The sequence below is a fragment of the Asanoa hainanensis genome, from assembly GCF_900188485.1.
Classification (GTDB): Bacteria; Actinomycetota; Actinomycetes; order Mycobacteriales; family Micromonosporaceae; genus Asanoa; species Asanoa hainanensis.
Genome location: NZ_FZPH01000017.1, coordinates 96,420 through 111,149 on the forward strand (window position 1 = coordinate 96,420; position 14,730 = coordinate 111,149).

General features: G+C 73.1%; 12 protein-coding genes and 2 pseudogenes. 6 read left to right on the top strand and 8 right to left on the bottom strand.

What is annotated here, in order from left to right; all coding sequences use genetic code 11:
• Positions 1 to 68: 68 nt before the first annotated feature.
• From CHC05_RS32540 to CHC05_RS32550, 3 genes and pseudogenes are all read left to right on the top strand, one after another.
• On the top strand, positions 69 to 641 hold the full coding sequence (locus CHC05_RS32540) for a TetR/AcrR family transcriptional regulator (protein ID WP_089254466.1): 573 nt from the start codon (positions 69 to 71) through the stop codon (positions 639 to 641).
• A 134-nt stretch (positions 642 to 775) separates the two neighbouring features.
• Positions 776 to 967 (top strand): annotated as a pseudogene (locus CHC05_RS43530) (AfsR/SARP family transcriptional regulator); the annotation flags it as partial.
• 43 nt (positions 968 to 1,010) lie between these two features.
• Positions 1,011 to 3,419 (top strand): ATP-binding protein, encoded by a 2,409-nt coding sequence (locus CHC05_RS32550; RefSeq protein ID WP_179266475.1) that lies wholly within the window; start codon positions 1,011 to 1,013, stop codon positions 3,417 to 3,419.
• Here CHC05_RS32550 and CHC05_RS32555 read toward each other — a convergent pair.
• The 6 genes from CHC05_RS32555 to CHC05_RS32580 all read right to left on the bottom strand — a co-directional run bounded on the left by CHC05_RS32555 (position 3,416) and on the right by CHC05_RS32580 (position 10,309).
• Entirely contained in the window at positions 3,416 to 4,489 is a 1,074-nt protein-coding gene (locus CHC05_RS32555; RefSeq protein WP_089254468.1) for a lipocalin-like domain-containing protein, read from the bottom strand. The genes CHC05_RS32550 and CHC05_RS32555 overlap by 4 nt on opposite strands.
• A gap of 12 nt (positions 4,490 to 4,501) precedes the next feature.
• Positions 4,502 to 5,320: an NAD-dependent epimerase/dehydratase family protein gene (locus CHC05_RS32560; RefSeq protein ID WP_089254469.1), complete on the bottom strand. Its 819-nt coding sequence runs from the start codon at positions 5,318 to 5,320 to the stop codon at positions 4,502 to 4,504.
• A 2-nt stretch (positions 5,321 to 5,322) separates the two neighbouring features.
• Positions 5,323 to 6,201 (bottom strand): RNA polymerase sigma-70 factor, encoded by an 879-nt coding sequence (locus CHC05_RS32565; protein ID WP_245871331.1) that lies wholly within the window; start codon positions 6,199 to 6,201, stop codon positions 5,323 to 5,325.
• 94 nt (positions 6,202 to 6,295) lie between these two features.
• Positions 6,296 to 8,254 (bottom strand): GDSL-type esterase/lipase family protein, encoded by a 1,959-nt coding sequence (locus CHC05_RS32570; protein ID WP_089254471.1) that lies wholly within the window; start codon positions 8,252 to 8,254, stop codon positions 6,296 to 6,298.
• Positions 8,255 to 8,372: 118 nt separating this feature from the next.
• A complete protein-coding gene (locus tag CHC05_RS32575) occupies positions 8,373 to 8,990 on the bottom strand; it encodes a hypothetical protein (RefSeq protein WP_089254472.1) in 618 nt (205 codons plus the stop codon).
• A gap of 92 nt (positions 8,991 to 9,082) precedes the next feature.
• Positions 9,083 to 10,309, bottom strand: a complete 1,227-nt coding sequence (locus CHC05_RS32580; protein WP_218824759.1) for an acyl-CoA thioesterase/bile acid-CoA:amino acid N-acyltransferase family protein — start codon at positions 10,307 to 10,309, stop codon at positions 9,083 to 9,085.
• 55 nt (positions 10,310 to 10,364) lie between these two features.
• Here CHC05_RS32580 and CHC05_RS43535 point away from each other — a divergent pair.
• Positions 10,365 to 10,526 (top strand): annotated as a pseudogene (locus CHC05_RS43535) (helix-turn-helix domain-containing protein); the annotation flags it as partial.
• A gap of 379 nt (positions 10,527 to 10,905) precedes the next feature.
• Positions 10,906 to 11,322, top strand: coding sequence for a DUF3291 domain-containing protein (locus CHC05_RS32590; protein WP_089254474.1), 417 nt, complete (start codon positions 10,906 to 10,908; stop codon positions 11,320 to 11,322).
• Here CHC05_RS32590 and CHC05_RS32595 read toward each other — a convergent pair.
• Together CHC05_RS32595 and CHC05_RS32600 are read right to left on the bottom strand one after the other, a co-directional pair.
• Positions 11,319 to 11,996 carry a response regulator gene (locus CHC05_RS32595; protein ID WP_245871332.1) on the bottom strand — a complete coding sequence of 226 codons (678 nt, stop codon included), beginning with the start codon at positions 11,994 to 11,996 and terminating at the stop codon, positions 11,319 to 11,321. The two genes, CHC05_RS32590 and CHC05_RS32595, sit on opposite strands and share 4 nt — an antisense overlap.
• Positions 11,987 to 13,159, bottom strand: a complete 1,173-nt coding sequence (locus tag CHC05_RS32600) for a sensor histidine kinase (RefSeq protein ID WP_245871333.1) — start codon at positions 13,157 to 13,159, stop codon at positions 11,987 to 11,989. Before CHC05_RS32600 ends, CHC05_RS32595 begins: the two co-directional genes overlap by 10 nt.
• A gap of 110 nt (positions 13,160 to 13,269) precedes the next feature.
• On the opposite strand from CHC05_RS32600, the gene CHC05_RS32605 reads away from it, so the two are divergent.
• Positions 13,270 to 14,622 (top strand): alpha/beta fold hydrolase, encoded by a 1,353-nt coding sequence (locus CHC05_RS32605; protein WP_089254475.1) that lies wholly within the window; start codon positions 13,270 to 13,272, stop codon positions 14,620 to 14,622.
• Positions 14,623 to 14,730 lie beyond the last annotated feature (108 nt).

Below are 14,730 nucleotides of genomic sequence, written 5' to 3' on the forward strand. Positions count from 1 at the left end.
GCTGCTAGGAACACGAACGACGCTAACATAGCGTCGAGACCAGCGCTAGCGGTGCTAGGATCGCTGTCATGTCCATCCAAGCGCGCCGGGAGCGGGAGCGGGCCGACCGGGAACGGTTGATCGTCAGCGTGGCCCGGGAGCTGGCCGAGGCCGAGGGCTGGGAAGCGGTGACGACCCGGCGGCTCGCCGAGCGGGTCGAATACAGCCAGCCGGTGCTCTACAGCCACTTCAAGGGCAAGGACGCGATCGTGGCGGCCGTGGCGGTCGAAGGGTTCGCCGACCTCGCCGCCAAGATGCGGGCCGCCCGCGGCTCGACCCGCAGCCCGCAGCGGGCGCTCGCTGCCGTCGCGGCCGCCTACATCGCGTTCGCCGAGGAGCATCCCGCGCTCTACGACGCGATGTTCAACCAGCTCGTCAGCCTGCCGTTCGCCACCCCCGAGGCCCCGGCGGCCCTGCACGCGGGGTTCGACGAGCTTCGCCAGGTGGTGCGGCCCATCGCCGCGGACGACGACGTCGACCTGCTCGCCGAGGTGCTCTGGAGCGGCCTGCACGGGCTCGTCTCGTTGACCCGCGGCGGCCGGCTCCCCCGCCCGGACCACGAGCGCAGGCTTGCCCTGCTGCTGAGCCGACTGTCCGGATAGGACCCCCACCATCCGGAACGGTTGTTCCGATCTTCGGGATGGCATGTCACCATCCAGTCGGGGTCAGGCGATCGATCGGGGGATTGTTGCGTCGCGGGGAGGTCGGCCAGCCGGAGTTCCGGCTCCTCGGGCCCATGGAAGCGTTCTGCGGCGACGTCCGGCTCGACCTGGGGCAGCGGCGCGCCCGCGGCTTGCTGGCCGCCCTGGTCGTCGACGCGGGTCGTCTGGTCTCCCACGAGGTGCTGATCGACCGGATCTGGGGTGACGCTCCACCGGCCCGGGCCCGCGAGACGCTCTACGCGCACGTCTCCCGGCTCAGGACGACGCTCGGGCCGGCGTGTCGGGTCGAGCGGCCGCCCCGGCGGCTACGTGATCGACGTCGAGCCCGATCGCGTAGACCTGCACCGGTTCGAACGGCTGCTGCGCGACGGCCGCCGCCTCGACCCGCTCCCCCGGCTCGGGCTGCTGCGGGAGGCGGTGACGCTCTGGCGTGGCGAACCGTTGACGGACCTGACCGGCGAGTGGGTGGAACAGGTCCGGGTGCGGGCCCGCCACCAGCGGATCGAGGCCGTCGTGTCGTGGGCCGAGGCGGAGATCGCCGTCGGCGAGCCGGGCCGCGCGATCGACGGCCTCACCGGCCTGTTGCACGACGACCCGCTGGTCGAGCCGGTGGCGGCGGTGCTGGTGCGCGCGCTGCACGCGGTGGGTCGCGCCGCCGACGCGCGCGCCTGCTACGAGCAGGTCCGGGCGCGGCTGCACGAGGAGCTCGGCGTGACTCCCGGCCCGGCGTTGACCGCCGCGATAAAAGGGGAGGCCGAGCCCCGGCGGTCCGGTCGCGTGCTGAGCCGGCTCGTGCCGGACCTGCCCTCCTTCGCCGGCCGGAGCGCCGAGCTCGACCGCCTCGACGCGCTGGCGGCACCGGTCGCGGTCGTCTCCGGCACGGCCGGCGTCGGGAAGACCACGACCGCGATCCACTGGGCGCACCGCGTACGCGATCGGTTCCCCGGCGGGCAGCTCTACGTCAACCTGCGCGGTTTCGACCCGACGGGCTCCCCGATGCCGCCGGAGCAGGCGATCGGCGTGCTGCTGGCCGCCTGGCAGCTCTCCCCCGACCAGCTTCCAACCGACCTGGCGGGCCGGACCGCCCTCTACCGCGAGCTGCTCGCCGACCAGCGGGTGCTGGTCGTGCTGGACAACGCGCACGACGCCGAGCAGGTCCGCCCGCTGCTCCCGGCGACGCCGGGCTGCCTGGCCGTCGTCACGAGCCGCAACGCCCTCGACGGGCTGGTCGCCCGGGACGGCGCGGTCCCGGTGACGCTGGACCTGCTCGACGTCGACGCGGGCCTGGAACTGCTCGGCGGCCGGCTCGGCGCACAACGGGTCGCCGCCGAGGGTGCGGCGGCCCGCGAGATCGTCAGGCGCTGCGCCGGGCTACCGCTCGCGCTGGCCATCGTGGCCGCCCGCGCCGCAGCCCGACCGGCGTTCTCCCTGGCCGACCTGGCGGCCGAGCTGGCCGACACCGACACCAGGCTGGCGGCCCTGGCCGGCGACGACCCCGGCACCAACCTGCGGACCGTCTTCGCGTGGTCGCACCGCACGCTCACCCCCCGCGCGGCGGAGCTGTTCCGGGTCGTCGGCGCCACGACCGCGTCCGACGTCGGCGTCTGGGCCGCGGCCAGCCTGCTCGCGGTGCCGCCCGCCGACGCTCGCGGCCTGCTGGGCGAGCTCGCCGGGAAGAGCCTGGTCGTCGAGCGTGCCTCCGGCCGCTACGCGATGCACGACCTGCTGCGCGGGTACGCGCGGACGCTCGCCATCGACGCGGACGGCGCGGCCCGGCGGCGGTTCACCGCCCACCTGGCCGCCACCGCCCTGGCGGCCGACCGGCTCCTCGAGGCGGACGGAGAGGACGACCTCGAACCACTCCCGCCGGGGGTGACCGTCCGGCCGCTCGCGGACCGGGCGCGGGCGCTGCGCTGGTTCGACGCCGAGCGCCGCAGCCTGCTTGATGCGGTGGCCTCGGCAACGGACGACCGGCAGCTCTGCCGCCTCGCCCAGGGCCTTCGCCACTACCTGGAACAGCGGGGGCACTGGGCCGACTGGATCGCCGTCGAGCACGCCGCCCGCGACGCCGCCCACCGGCTGGGCGACCGGCTGGCCGAGGGAGACGCCTGCACCGAGCTCGGCCGGGCCGCCACCCGGCTGGGCGACCGCGCCGCCCGCGACCACTTCGCGCGGGCGCTCACCTGCTACGAAGCGACCGGAGACGCGGTGCGGCAGGCGCACGTCCATAGAGGACTGGGCGGCCTGTGCTTCGCGGCCGGCGACGCCGACGCCGCCCGTGACCACGTCGACCGGGCGCTGCACCTCTACGGCCGGGCCGGGCACCGGGCCGGTCAGGCGATGGCGCTGAACAACCTGGCGATGCTCCGCAGCCGCTCCGGCGACTACGACGAGGCCCTGGCTGACGGCGCCCGGGCCCTCGCGCTGGTGCCCGTAGTGGGCTGGGACGACGTGCAGGGCGCGATCTGGTCCACGTTCGGCTCCGTCTTCGCGCGGTTGGACGACGCCCGTACCTCCGTGCGCTGTTATCGGCGCGCCCGCGCGCTGTCGCGGCGCGCGGGCGACCGGGTGAAGGAGGCCGACGCGTGCGAGCGGCTGGCCGAGGCGCAGCTCTCGGCCGGCGACCCCGACGCGGCCCGCCGGTCGTGGCAGGCGGCCTACGACATCCTGCACCCGCTCGGCCTCCCGAGAGCGCGGGCGATCGCCGCGCGGCTCTAACGGGCGTGCCCGAAGTACATCAGCTCCCAGATCGCTTCCTCGGTGTGCCGTTCCAGCGTCTCACCACTCCGCCGGCGCTCGATCGTGAGGTCCCCGGCGAAGCGCAGGTAGGCGCCGTCGAACCGGACCAGCCGGGCCGCGGCGCGTTTGAGCCAGGGCAGGTCCTTGGTCAGTGGGTTGCGCACGAGGTCCCGCCGGCGGTCGAACGTCACCACGTAGCTGTCTTCACCATCCACATAGGTGTATCGGACGACCCCGGCGACCGGCTTTCCGGTCTTCGGATCGGTATAGACGTCCGAACGCTCGAATGACATCTTCGCCGGGTCGTCGCCGACGATGCGGCCGTCCCGGGCGAGCAGGAAGATGGGAATCTCGGCGAAGTCGTACTTCTCGACGCTGGTGATGAAAGACGCGATGACCGTGTACGGCCCGGCCTGCCCGCGTCCCCAGTACCAGTCATGGATGATCTTCTGCAGCCCGACGGTGCCCCAGTTGTGGTCGTGATAGCCGACACCGGCGGTCTCGTGCCGCACCCCGTCGACCGTGTACGAGCCGCGCACGGCCCCCTGCGGCACGGCGGGCAACCAGTTGAACTGCAGCTCGTCCGGGCCGAAGAGCATGTGCCCGGTGGCCGGGCGCCAGGGCGGAAGCTGCGCGGTCAGCGTGAGGTCGACCCGGACGTCGCCTGCGGTCGCCTCGATGCGGTACTCACGCAGGCCCTCGCCCGTGAACCGGTTGCCCGGCCCCATCCGCACGTCCGTGCGGCCGGCCGCCGCCGACCACTGTGCCGCCGGGATCGCGATCGCGTGGTCGTACGCCGTGCCGTCGGGCAGTTCCAGGTTGACCCGCAGTTGCGGTGACAGCGGCGCGGTGGCCGCTCCGAGGTCCTTGTTCATGAACACCACGACGACCTTGGCGCCGTCGTCGAGGTGGGCGTCGAAGTACCACCACTCGTACGACCCGGCGCTGCCGTCGGTGCGTGCGCCGTCCTCCCACTCCGCCACCTCGTCGGGGCGGATACCGAAACGGGCGTAGTCGTCGCTCATCCCGGCCAGTCGTCGCTCTGTCATGACTCCTCCTCGCTACAGGGTGGCGAAACCGTCGCGCCAGGACGGATAGGACGGGAACCAGCCGAGCGTTTCGCGGGCGTACCGGTTGCTCGCCCCACGGGCCCAACCGTTCCGCTCGCCGCTGTCCTTGGCTGGCGGCGGCGCCCCGACCGCGGCGCAGAACGCGGGAACCCACCGCGCGGCCGCGGCCGGCTCGTCGTCGCAGACGTTGACCACGCCGGTAGGCCAGCTCAGCGCGACGGCCGCGGCCACGACCGCGTCGTCGACATGCACCAGGCTGCCCACGTTCGCGTCCGCGGGGAGCTTGCCGGCGGCGGCCACCTCGGCCATCCGGCCGTCGCGGGCGTACCAGGTCCGCGGACCGTAGAGGACGCCGTAGCGCAGCACCACCCACTCGGGCGCCTCCCGGACGGCCGCTTCGAGCGCGGTGACGCCGCCGACGCTGGTGTGCCGCGGCTCGGGGGCGTCGACGTCGAGCGGTGTCTCCTCGGTCGCGGGCTCGGCGCCGGCCGCGTACCCCCAGGCGATGCTCTGCGCCACGATCCGGCGCACGCCGGCGGCGAGCGCGGCGTCGACCAGGTTGCGGGTGCCGATCCGGCGCAGCCGCGCGTTGGCCGCGAGGTCGCCCGTGCTCAGGCTGGTGAGCTGGTGCATCACCACGTCGGGCCGGACGGCCCGCACCGCGGCGACCACCGCGTCCCGGTCGAGCACGTCGACGGGGACGCGGTGGTCGCCGCGGGCCAGTCCGACGACCTCGTGCCCCTGGCGGGTCAGCAGCGGCCCGAGCCGGCGGCCGATGACGCCGGTCGAACCGGCGAGCAGAATGCGCATTCTCAGGCTCCTGGTGTGAACTGGCCGAGCTTGTCGGGGTTGAGGACGATCTGGATCTGCTCGATACCGGCGGCCGAGGCGTCGAGCGTGAACAGCGCGACCGCCGCGCCGTCGCGGGAGGCGAGGATGGCGGGCCCGCCGTTGGCCTCGACGATCTCCAGCTCGAGGTCACGTCCGAACTTGGCCATCAGCCCCACGATGTACCGCGTGACGTTCTCCCGTCCGACGATCGGCTGGAGAGCCGCCCGGACGGTGCCACCACCGTCGGCGTAGGACACCGCCGTGTCGGCGAGCAGGCTCTCCAACTGAGGGAGGTCACCGGCCCGCGCGGCGGCGAGGAACGAGCGCAGGAGCCGCACGTGCTCCGCGCGCGGCACCGGGTCGTGCCGCTCCTGGTCGAGGTGGGTGCGGGCGCGCCGGGCGAGCTGCCGGGCGTTGGCCTCGCTGGTGTCCAGCACCTCGCCGATGCGCCGGAAGGGGTAGTCGAACGCCTCGCGCAACACGTAGACCGCGCGCTCGGCCGGATTCAGGCGCTCCAGCAGGAGCAGCACCGCGAGCTCGACCGACTCGTCACGCTCGGCCCGCGCGACCGGGTCCGTGGCGGTGTCGACGGGCTCGGGCAGCCACGGCCCGGAGTAGACCTCCCGCCGGGCGCGGGCCGAGGTCGCCGCGTTGACCGCCAGCCGGGCGGTGGTCGTGATCAGGAAGCCGTCCGGATCCCGTACCGCCGCCCGGTCGGTCAGTTGCCACCGCAGCCAGGCGTCGTGCACGACGTCCTCCGCGTCGGCGACGGTGCCCAGCATCCGGTAGGCGATGCCGAGCAACCGCGGCCGGACCGCGTCGAACACCGCCAACGCGTCGCCGAGACCCGACTCCCGCACCAGCCCCATCATGAATCGCTCGCCTCCGTGGTCTGGATGACCAAGTCCCCATCAAGAGGGACCAGACGGCGAGCCGATTCGTGACAGCCGGTATTTAGTCCGCCTTTGTCCGGTTAGCGGCGGCTTCCGTGGCGAGCCTCCTGCGTTGCCAGGCGAAGAAGGCCACTGCGGCCGCCCAGGTTCCGGCCAGGGGGAACAACAGGAGCCAGCCGTACGTCCACGCTGTCGTGCGCACCTGGCTCTTCGCCCACCGCATGCCCTGCGTGCGGCAGCCCGCGGTGGTGGTGTCGAGCAGATCGCACTGCGGCACCGCCTGCACGGCCGCCGGCGCCGCCCGCCCGCTGTCGTAGCGGCCCACCGCGGTCGTGCGGATCAGCATCGTGTCGAGGGCGGGCAGCCAGGTCTGGAAGGTCCGCAGCATCGCGGCGTGGCCGCGCTCGTTCGGGTGCAGGCTGCTGTGTGACCAGTTCTTCGGGTTGAAGCGCTGCTCGGCGACGCCCGCGACGGAGCGCACCCCGATGAAGTGCAGCCCGGGCCGCCCGCCGTTGAGCTCGTCACACAGTTGCAGATGGGCCGTCGCCAGGGCCGACTCCATCTCCGCGAGGTAGTAGAAGCCGAACTCGCGTGCCGTCTCCCGGAGGACCCGGTTGAGGCCGTTGGTCACGTAGTCGTGCAGGAAGCGGCGCTCGCCGATGCTCAGCGCGACGTCGTCGCACGTGCCGGTCAGGTGGATCGGGTCAGGATATGGCACCACCACGACCGGCGTACGGGGAAAGACGTCGCTGATGTGCTGGTACGTGTCCCGCAGCGCGAGCTTGACCTGCGGCAGCGAGTCGGTCCACAGGTGCGCCTGGTCGCCGCAGTTCCCCGGGGCCAGGCACATCAGCCCGATCGTCGAGAAGCCCGCGTCGTTGCCGCCGAGGCTCACAACCACCATCGCCGGCGCGAAGGCCGCGTCGGCGTAGTTGCGCGTGTGCAGGTCGAGCTGGGTGGCCTCCTCACCGTCGGGTGCGCTGGGCACGGGCGCCTCGGGTCGCACCGGCCGCGCCGCGGACTGGACGTTCCACGTGCGCGCCCCGGAGCACGCGAGGAACTCCAGCCGGCCGAACGGTGGCTGCTGACCGGCCATCGCCGCCCAGGCGCTCGGCGAGCGCCGGCACTGGTTGTCGCCGCCGACGTCGGTGCCCGCGTAGTACCGCGAGGCGCCCTCCCCCGACATGTACGAGTCGCCGATGGCCACGAGCAACGACGACGCCGTCCGATCGGTTCGCAGCGCGGGCGGCAGGTCCTCGGGCGTCGGCGTCACGCCGAGCAGCGCGATGACGCCCAGCACGAACGCGACGTCCGCCTGCGTGGTCGACACGAGCGCGACCATCATCAGGCCGGCCACGACGATCGCTCCGAGCAACCAGGGCGATCGGGTGTACGCGAACAGCAGGGCGGCCGAGACCAGCAGGAGCGCGAGTCCACTCAGGCCGGTCCCCAGCCTGAGCTTTCGGCCTGACCCGCACAGCCGGCGGATGACCACTTCGGACAGCAACGCCACACCCACGGGCAGCAGCGCGAAGAAGGCCAGGCCCAGGAAGGCGAGCTCCGCGTACACGGCGCGACCGCTGGATCGACCGAGCAGGGCCAGGCCGGCGATCGCGAGCACGACACCCGCTCCCGTGAACGTCACGCCGAGGGTCAGGCGCCGGCGGTCCGACCGCATGCCCTGCCGGAGCCAGGTGATCGCGGATCCGGCCACGAAGTAGGCGACGATGGCGCCGGCCAGGGCGACGCCGCGCATCGGCCAGAACGCGTAGGACACCACCATGGCGGCGCCGACCAGCGCCAACGCGAGCCCGACCCGCCAACTGACCAGCCACTGGCGGTCGTCGAGGCTGTCGAGGTACTGGCCGCGTACCCAGATCGTCGCCGCGATGACGAAGATGGTGAACAGCACCTGGATGGTCAGCGTCGACGACCCGGAGCCCGCCAACGCGAGGAACGCGGCCAGGGCGGCGGCGAAGACCAGCAGGCGCCGCAGCGCGGAGCCGTCGACAGCGTCCACTTCTCTCGCTCCTCGAGCTCTTCCTCTGGACCTGGAAAGATCGGTCACAAAGCAAGAGACGGGAACGGGGCGGCCTGATACCGCGGCGCGGTGCCAAGTCCGCTGTTCGGGTGACCGGTTACACGAGCTCGGGCACCCGCAGGTGGGCCAGCGCCAGCTCGAACTCGGCCACCTCGACGATCTCGGCGTCCATCGTGCGGGCCGCCTTGTCGCGCAGCTGCGTGGAGCGCCGGCCGGCCTTGGCCAGCGCGTCGGCACTGTCGAAGATCACGTTCGAGACGATCCGACCGTCGTCGTGGTTCAGCAGCAGGCTGGCGCTGCAGAACCCGGAGAACCCTTCGAAGATCGGCAGGTTGGACGTGAAGATCTGCGTGGGCTGGTCGGACCGCGGAGTGCCGCGGAGATAGCTGACCCGCACGTGCGCACCGGTGGGCGCGCGGTGCAGGCGGTGCATCACGGCGACGTCCCACTCGTCGTTGGTCAGGTCCGGCGCACCGAACGCGTCCGTCATCCGCTTCCGCAGCGGCGGCACCCGCCCCTCACTGGCGCGCATGGCCTGCTGGCTCTCCCACGACGAGGTGGCCACGCAGCGACCGGTGTCCCGGTCGACCAGCAACGAGAGTCCGACACAGCCGTCGATGTCGAGCAGGTCGGTCATCAGATCGCCGTCGAGGAGCGCGATGCCGCGGTCGATCGACGACGGTTGGGCGATCATGGTGGAAGAACGGGCGAACATGGCTGCCTCCTTCGATCTCCAGCTTCCTCCGAGGCCTGGTCGCGCGGACCCGAACGGCCCGACCACACCGGGCTCAGGAACTGACAGCCACCTCAGTCGGCAGCAGCGAACGCCAGGACCTGCGGCCAGCTGTCGATGCGCGCCGCGGCGTCGGCCTCGCGGGTGCCGCCCAACTCCCACGGGTCGGCGAAGGTGCCGCCGGCGAGATACGGAAAGCTGCCAACGGCGTGGCCCGCGTCCGGATAGATCAGGCTCTGGTACGCGGCGGTGCCGTCGAGGCGGTCCATGATGCGTCGCGCCTGTTCGGCGGCCGGCCAGAGCCGGTCGTCGCCACCGGCGATGGTGAGCACCGGACCGGTCACGCGGTCGACCGGTATGGCGCTCCGTGGCACCGGGACGCCACCGATGGTCCACGCGTCGCCGCCGCTGGGAAAGCCCTGCGAGACGGTGTCGTTCGGCGAGTACAGGATGGTGCCGCGGACGAGGTCGGGGAAATGCTGCGCCAGCAGCAGCGCGGCCTCGGCGCCGCGGGAAGCGCCGTTGACCACCACCGCGTCGCGGTCGGCGCCGGGCTGCTGGCGCAGGAGCCGCGCCGCCGTGGCGAAGTACTCCAGCGGTATGTCGCGCAGCGTGTCGGGCAGACCGGGTGCGCTGAAGTAGCCCAACGCCAGCGCCGGGTGGCCGTGCGACGCGAACAGCGCCGCGTCGTACCTGCCACTGATGCCGCCTTCGGAACCGCCGAACACCAGCACCCCGGGCCGACGCTCGGCACCGGGCGGCGGCAGGAACAGCACTCCCGCGACGCCGTCGGCGGCGGCCGTCAGGGCGCGGTGGGTCACACCGGGCGCGATCCACTGCCGGGTCACGGTGCGTGCCGCGATCTCCCGGCCCGCCGCGGTCACGGTCAGGCGCACGTCGTACGCCGCCTTCGTTTCGGGGTGTCCGGGGCTGAACCAGGACCGTTCCGGATCGCCGGTCACCGGCCGCATCGACCAGAACAGGCCCATGCCGTCGACGCCGGTGTACGTGCCCGACGCGGGCGCGGATCGGGCGAGGTCGACGACGCCGCCGCCATCCGCTTCGAAGGTGGCCTCGGCGTGCCACGGCTGTCCAGTGCGGTCGGTGGCCCGCGCCGCGACCGTGACGGCCTCCCGGGCCAGCAGACCCGTCACCCGCGCCTCGATCGGGTGATCGGCCAGGGCGACAGCGGCGTCCACGTCGATCGTGGCAGCCGTCGAGCTCCGCGCCGAGCACCCCACGGCACCGGCACCCACGACGAGGACAACGGCCAGCCCGGCGAGCCAACGGCGGATCTCCACGCGGTACACGGTAGTGACGGGGTTCAATCACCGGTGAAGGCGTAGCGTCGACGGCATGTCGTTGGAGGCCATCGGGGCGCTACGGGAGCCCGTCCGCCGGGCCGTGTATGAACTGGTCGTGTCCCGGGCCGAGCCCGTGAGCCGCAACGACGTGGCCGAGGCCGTGGGGATCGGCCGCACGCTCGCCGCGTTCCATCTCGACAAGCTCGCCGAGGCCGGGCTGCTCGACACCGCCAACGCGCCGCGCACCGGTGGGCCCGGGGCCGGCCGCCCGGCCAAGCTCTACCGCCGGTCGACCGCCGAGCACGCGGTGACGTTGCCGCCGCGCGACTACCGGCTGCTGGCCGACGTGCTGGCCAGCGCCGTCGATCGGGCCGGCGTCGAGCCCGCGGCCTACGCGGCGGCCCGCGAGCAGGGCGCGAAGCTCGCCGGGCGCGAGGTCATGGAGAGCCTGGCGGCGCTCGGCTACGAGCCGTTCGAAGACGCCGACCGCACGATCCGGCTACGCAACTGCCCGTTCCACGCCATCGCGGTGTCGCACCCCGGTCTCGTCTGCGGGATGAACCTGGCGCTCCGCTGTTCAACACCTCGCGGAACTGAACATCGCCCGGCTGCGCTCCCCCATCGACAGTCCCGAGCTCGCCGATTTCGTCGCCCTGCTGCCCGAGGTCAACGGCTTGGCCGAGCGCTCACCCGGCTACGTCTGGCGCCTCCAGGACGAGTCCGGCGACGCGACGGCGCTGCGGCCCTTCGAGCCCGACGTCATGGTGAACCTGACCGTGTGGGAGTCGCTCGAGTCGCTGCGCGCCTTCCTCTACAAGACCGCCCACCTGGAGCCGATGCGCCGGCGCCGCGACTGGTTCGTCCCGCTCGGCGACCATCACCTCGTGCTGTGGTGGATCCCGGCCGGCACCCTGCCGACCATCGAGGAGGCCGCGGAACGGCTGGACCTGCTGCGCCGCGACGGCCCGTCGGCGAAGGCGTTCACCCTCCGCGAGCCGCACCCGGTCTAAAGAAGCTCGGCGTCGTGCACCAGCAGGGCCACCTGGACCCGGTTGTTCAGGTCGAGCTTGGCGAGCAGGCGCGAGACGTGTCCCTTCACCGTGGGCACGCTCATCGACAGCTCCGTCGCGATCTCGGCGTTGGACCAGCCTCGGCCCAGCCCCACCGCCACCTCGCGCTCCCGGTCGGTGAGGGTGGCCAGCCGGGTCCGGGCGACGTCGCGGCGTGGGCCGGCGCTCGGGTCGGCGACGTGGTCGATGAGCTGGCGGATCACGGCGGGTGACAGCGTCGCCGAGCCGGCCGCCACCGTCCGGACGGCGGCGATGATCTCCATGGGTGGCGTGTCCTTGAGCAGGAACCCGCTCGCTCCGGCCCGCAGCGCGTCCAGCACGTGCTCGTCGGCGTTGAACGTGGTCAGCACGATCACGTGCGGCGGCGAGGGCCGGGACCGCAGCCGCCGCGTGGCGACCAGTCCGTCCACTTTGGGCATGCGGAGGTCCATCAGCACGACGTCGGGCCAGTGCGCGTCGGCCAGCGCGTCGACCTCGGTGCCGTCCTTGGCCTCACCCACCAGCTCGATGTCCGGTGAGCCGCCCATCAGGATCCGCAGTCCGGTCCGCACGAGCGGGTCGTCGTCGACGATCGCCAGCCGGATCGGGCCCGGCCGCCGCGGCCTCACGTCCACGGCAGCCACGCCTCGAGCCGGAAACCGGAGCCGGTGCTTGAGCCGGAGCTGGAGCCGCACGGGCCGTGCTCGACCCGGCCACCGACCAGCGCGACCCGCTCGCCGACGCCGATCAGTCCCATGCCCGACCCACCCGGCGCCGCCGCGGGACGGGCACCGACCGGGTTCGTGATCCTCACTCGCAGCTCCGCGCCGTCACCGCCGTCGAGCAGCACCTCGACCGGCGCGCCGGGCGCGTGCTTGCGCGCGTTGGTGAGCCCCTCCTGGACGACCCGGTAGACGGTGCGGCCGAGCACCACCGACGGCCCGCCCTCCGGGACCTGGCACGTGTAGTCGATCGTCACGCCGCTCGCGCGGAGTCCGTCGACCAGCTCCGCGAGGTCGGCGAAGCCCGGCTGCGGCGGCTCCGGCCGGCCCGCCGCGCCCTCGCGCAGGACACCGATGACCGTACGCAGCTCCTGCAGGGCGTCGTGCACGCTGCCGCGGATCGCCCCGGCCGCGACCGCGATCTCGTCCGGTCGGGCGTCGGTGCGCACCTCGAGCGCGCCGGCGTGCAGGCTCACCAGCGACAGCCGATGCGCCAGCACGTCGTGCATCTCCCGCGCGATGCGGGCCCGTTCGGTCAGCCGCGCCTGCTCGACCCGCAGGTGCTGGTCGGCCTCGATGCGCGCGGCCCGGTCCCGCAGCGACCCGACGAACAGCCCCCACCCGATGGCCGCCGACGCCGGTCCGGCGCGGGCGACGAGGTCCACCCACAGCGGAAAGGTCGGCCGGTCGTGGAGGACGAAGTACACGGGGACGACGGCGACGTAGCCGGCACCGAGCAGGAACGCGACCCTGGCCCGGCGGCGAACGGCGACCGTGAACAGCGCGACGACGGCGGCCCCGGTGGCCAGGACCGACACCGCCGTCAACGGAAGCAGCGCGGCGGCGACAGCGACCGGTCGGGGTCGCCGGGCCAGCAGCGCGGCCGCGGCGACGACCCCGATCGCGACGTCGACCGGCAACGGCACCGGCGCGCCCGGCCGGGTGGCGTCGCCGATCGCGACCATCAGGCCGCCGTACCCCAGCGCGCAGCAGATCGCGATCCCGTCGGCCAGGCGGTTCCGGCTCGCCGACCCAGGGCTGCCCGGCACGAGCAACTCGAAGAGCAGACCGGACATGCGCCGAGCGTACGGGTCGGGAGTCGGACCGTCCCCCTACCAAAGTCGGGGGTGCGACCGGATCCGTCGTCCGATGTGCCCTGACCGCGGCCCGCCCATGCTCGGAACCCATGAGACGCCTGAGCCCCTGGATCGTCCTCGCGGTGCCCGCCGTCTGGGGTGTCAGCGCCGCGTGGTGGACGCCGCGCGGGCCGCTGACGCCGACGCAGGCGCTGTGGTCTGTCGCACTGAGCGCCCTCGTGGGCGGCGTCGTGGGCCGGGTGAGTCGCTGGGCGATGCTCTTCGCGCCGGTCGCCTTCGTGGTCGCGCTCGAGCTGAGCCGTGTACGGGTGAGCGGGCCCTCCGTCGACGCTCCCCACCTCAGCGCGTTCGGCCTGGTCGCCCTGGTCGCCGGCCGGGGCCTTCACGGCCTGCTCACGGTGTTGCCGATGATCGTCGGAGCGGCGCTCACCCGGGTCCGCGGCAGCGGGCGGCTGCGCCGGGCCGGCGTCGCGCTCCTGGCGGCCGTCGTCGTGCTGGTCGCGGTGGCGGTCGCGATTCCCGCCCGCACCCCGCCGATCCTCGGGCCCGACGGCCGCCCGCTGCCCGGCAGCGTCGCCGAGCTGGCCTCCGTCGACGCCGGCGACTACCGGCTGAGCGTGCTGATCCGTGGCCAGGACACGGCCGCGCCCGTGCTGCTGTTTGTGCCGGGTGCGCCGGGCGGCATGGAGATGGGCTCCGTGCGCCACCAGCTCGGCGCCCTCGAGCGGCAGTTCGTGGTGGCCACCCTCGACCGGCGTGGTGGCGGCGGTTCCTATGCCGCCCTCGACGCGGACCCGCCGGTCAGCCTGGCCACCGGCGTGGCCGACACGGTCGCGGTCACGAACTACCTGCGCACCAGGTTCCACCAGGACCGGATCTTCCTGCTGGCACACTCGGGCGGCTCGCTGCTCGGCGCCCTGGCCGCGGCCCAGCACCCGGAGCTGTACCGGGCGTACATCGGAACGGGTCAAGCGGTCAACCTGCCGGAGACGGACCGCATCTTCTACGCCGAGCTCGTGGAGCGAGACCTGGTCGACCGGGGCCCACCGCCCTACGGCGATTTCTACTCGTACGAACCGATCGTGGCCAACTCGGGCGGCTCGATCGGCACCGTCAACACCTCCGAGTACCCGTTGCTGGCCCGCGTCCACCTGCTCAACTCCATGATGGACACCTGGCACACGCAGTACCCATCCATGCAGAGCATCGATCTGCGGCGCGATGTGCCACGGTTGGCCGTACCCGCGTATTTCGTCCAGGGCGCCGATGAGCTGCGCGGCCTCGCCGAGCCTTTCGCCGAGTGGTACGCGCTGCTCGACGCCCCGCGCAAACGGCTCTTCGTCCTCGACGGCTCGGCGCACCGGCCCATGTTCGAGCAACCGGACCGGTTCGTCGACGCGATGGCGCAGATCCTCGCCGACGGCGTCATTACCGGTTCGTGACGTTCCAGGGATCGCCCCAGGACACGGCGCTGGCAGCATCTGGCCGTCCGGATCACGCGGCCTTGCCTGATCCTGCTACCGTGCCGCCGTTCGTCCGGGGAGGGAAAA

Excerpts from the sequence above, each read along its gene's own strand:
- CHC05_RS32540 (WP_089254466.1), top strand. The coding sequence starts at position 69 with ATGTCCATCCAAGCGCGCCGGGAGCGGGAGCGGGCCGACCGGGAACGG.
- CHC05_RS32555 (WP_089254468.1), bottom strand. The coding sequence starts at position 4,489 with ATGACAGAGCGACGACTGGCCGGGATGAGCGACGACTACGCCCGTTTC.
- CHC05_RS32600 (WP_245871333.1), bottom strand. The coding sequence starts at position 13,159 with ATGTCCGGTCTGCTCTTCGAGTTGCTCGTGCCGGGCAGCCCTGGGTCG.
- CHC05_RS32605 (WP_089254475.1), top strand. The coding sequence starts at position 13,270 with ATGAGACGCCTGAGCCCCTGGATCGTCCTCGCGGTGCCCGCCGTCTGG.
- CHC05_RS32575 (WP_089254472.1), bottom strand. The coding sequence starts at position 8,990 with ATGTTCGCCCGTTCTTCCACCATGATCGCCCAACCGTCGTCGATCGAC.
- CHC05_RS32560 (WP_089254469.1), bottom strand. The coding sequence starts at position 5,320 with ATGCGCATTCTGCTCGCCGGTTCGACCGGCGTCATCGGCCGCCGGCTC.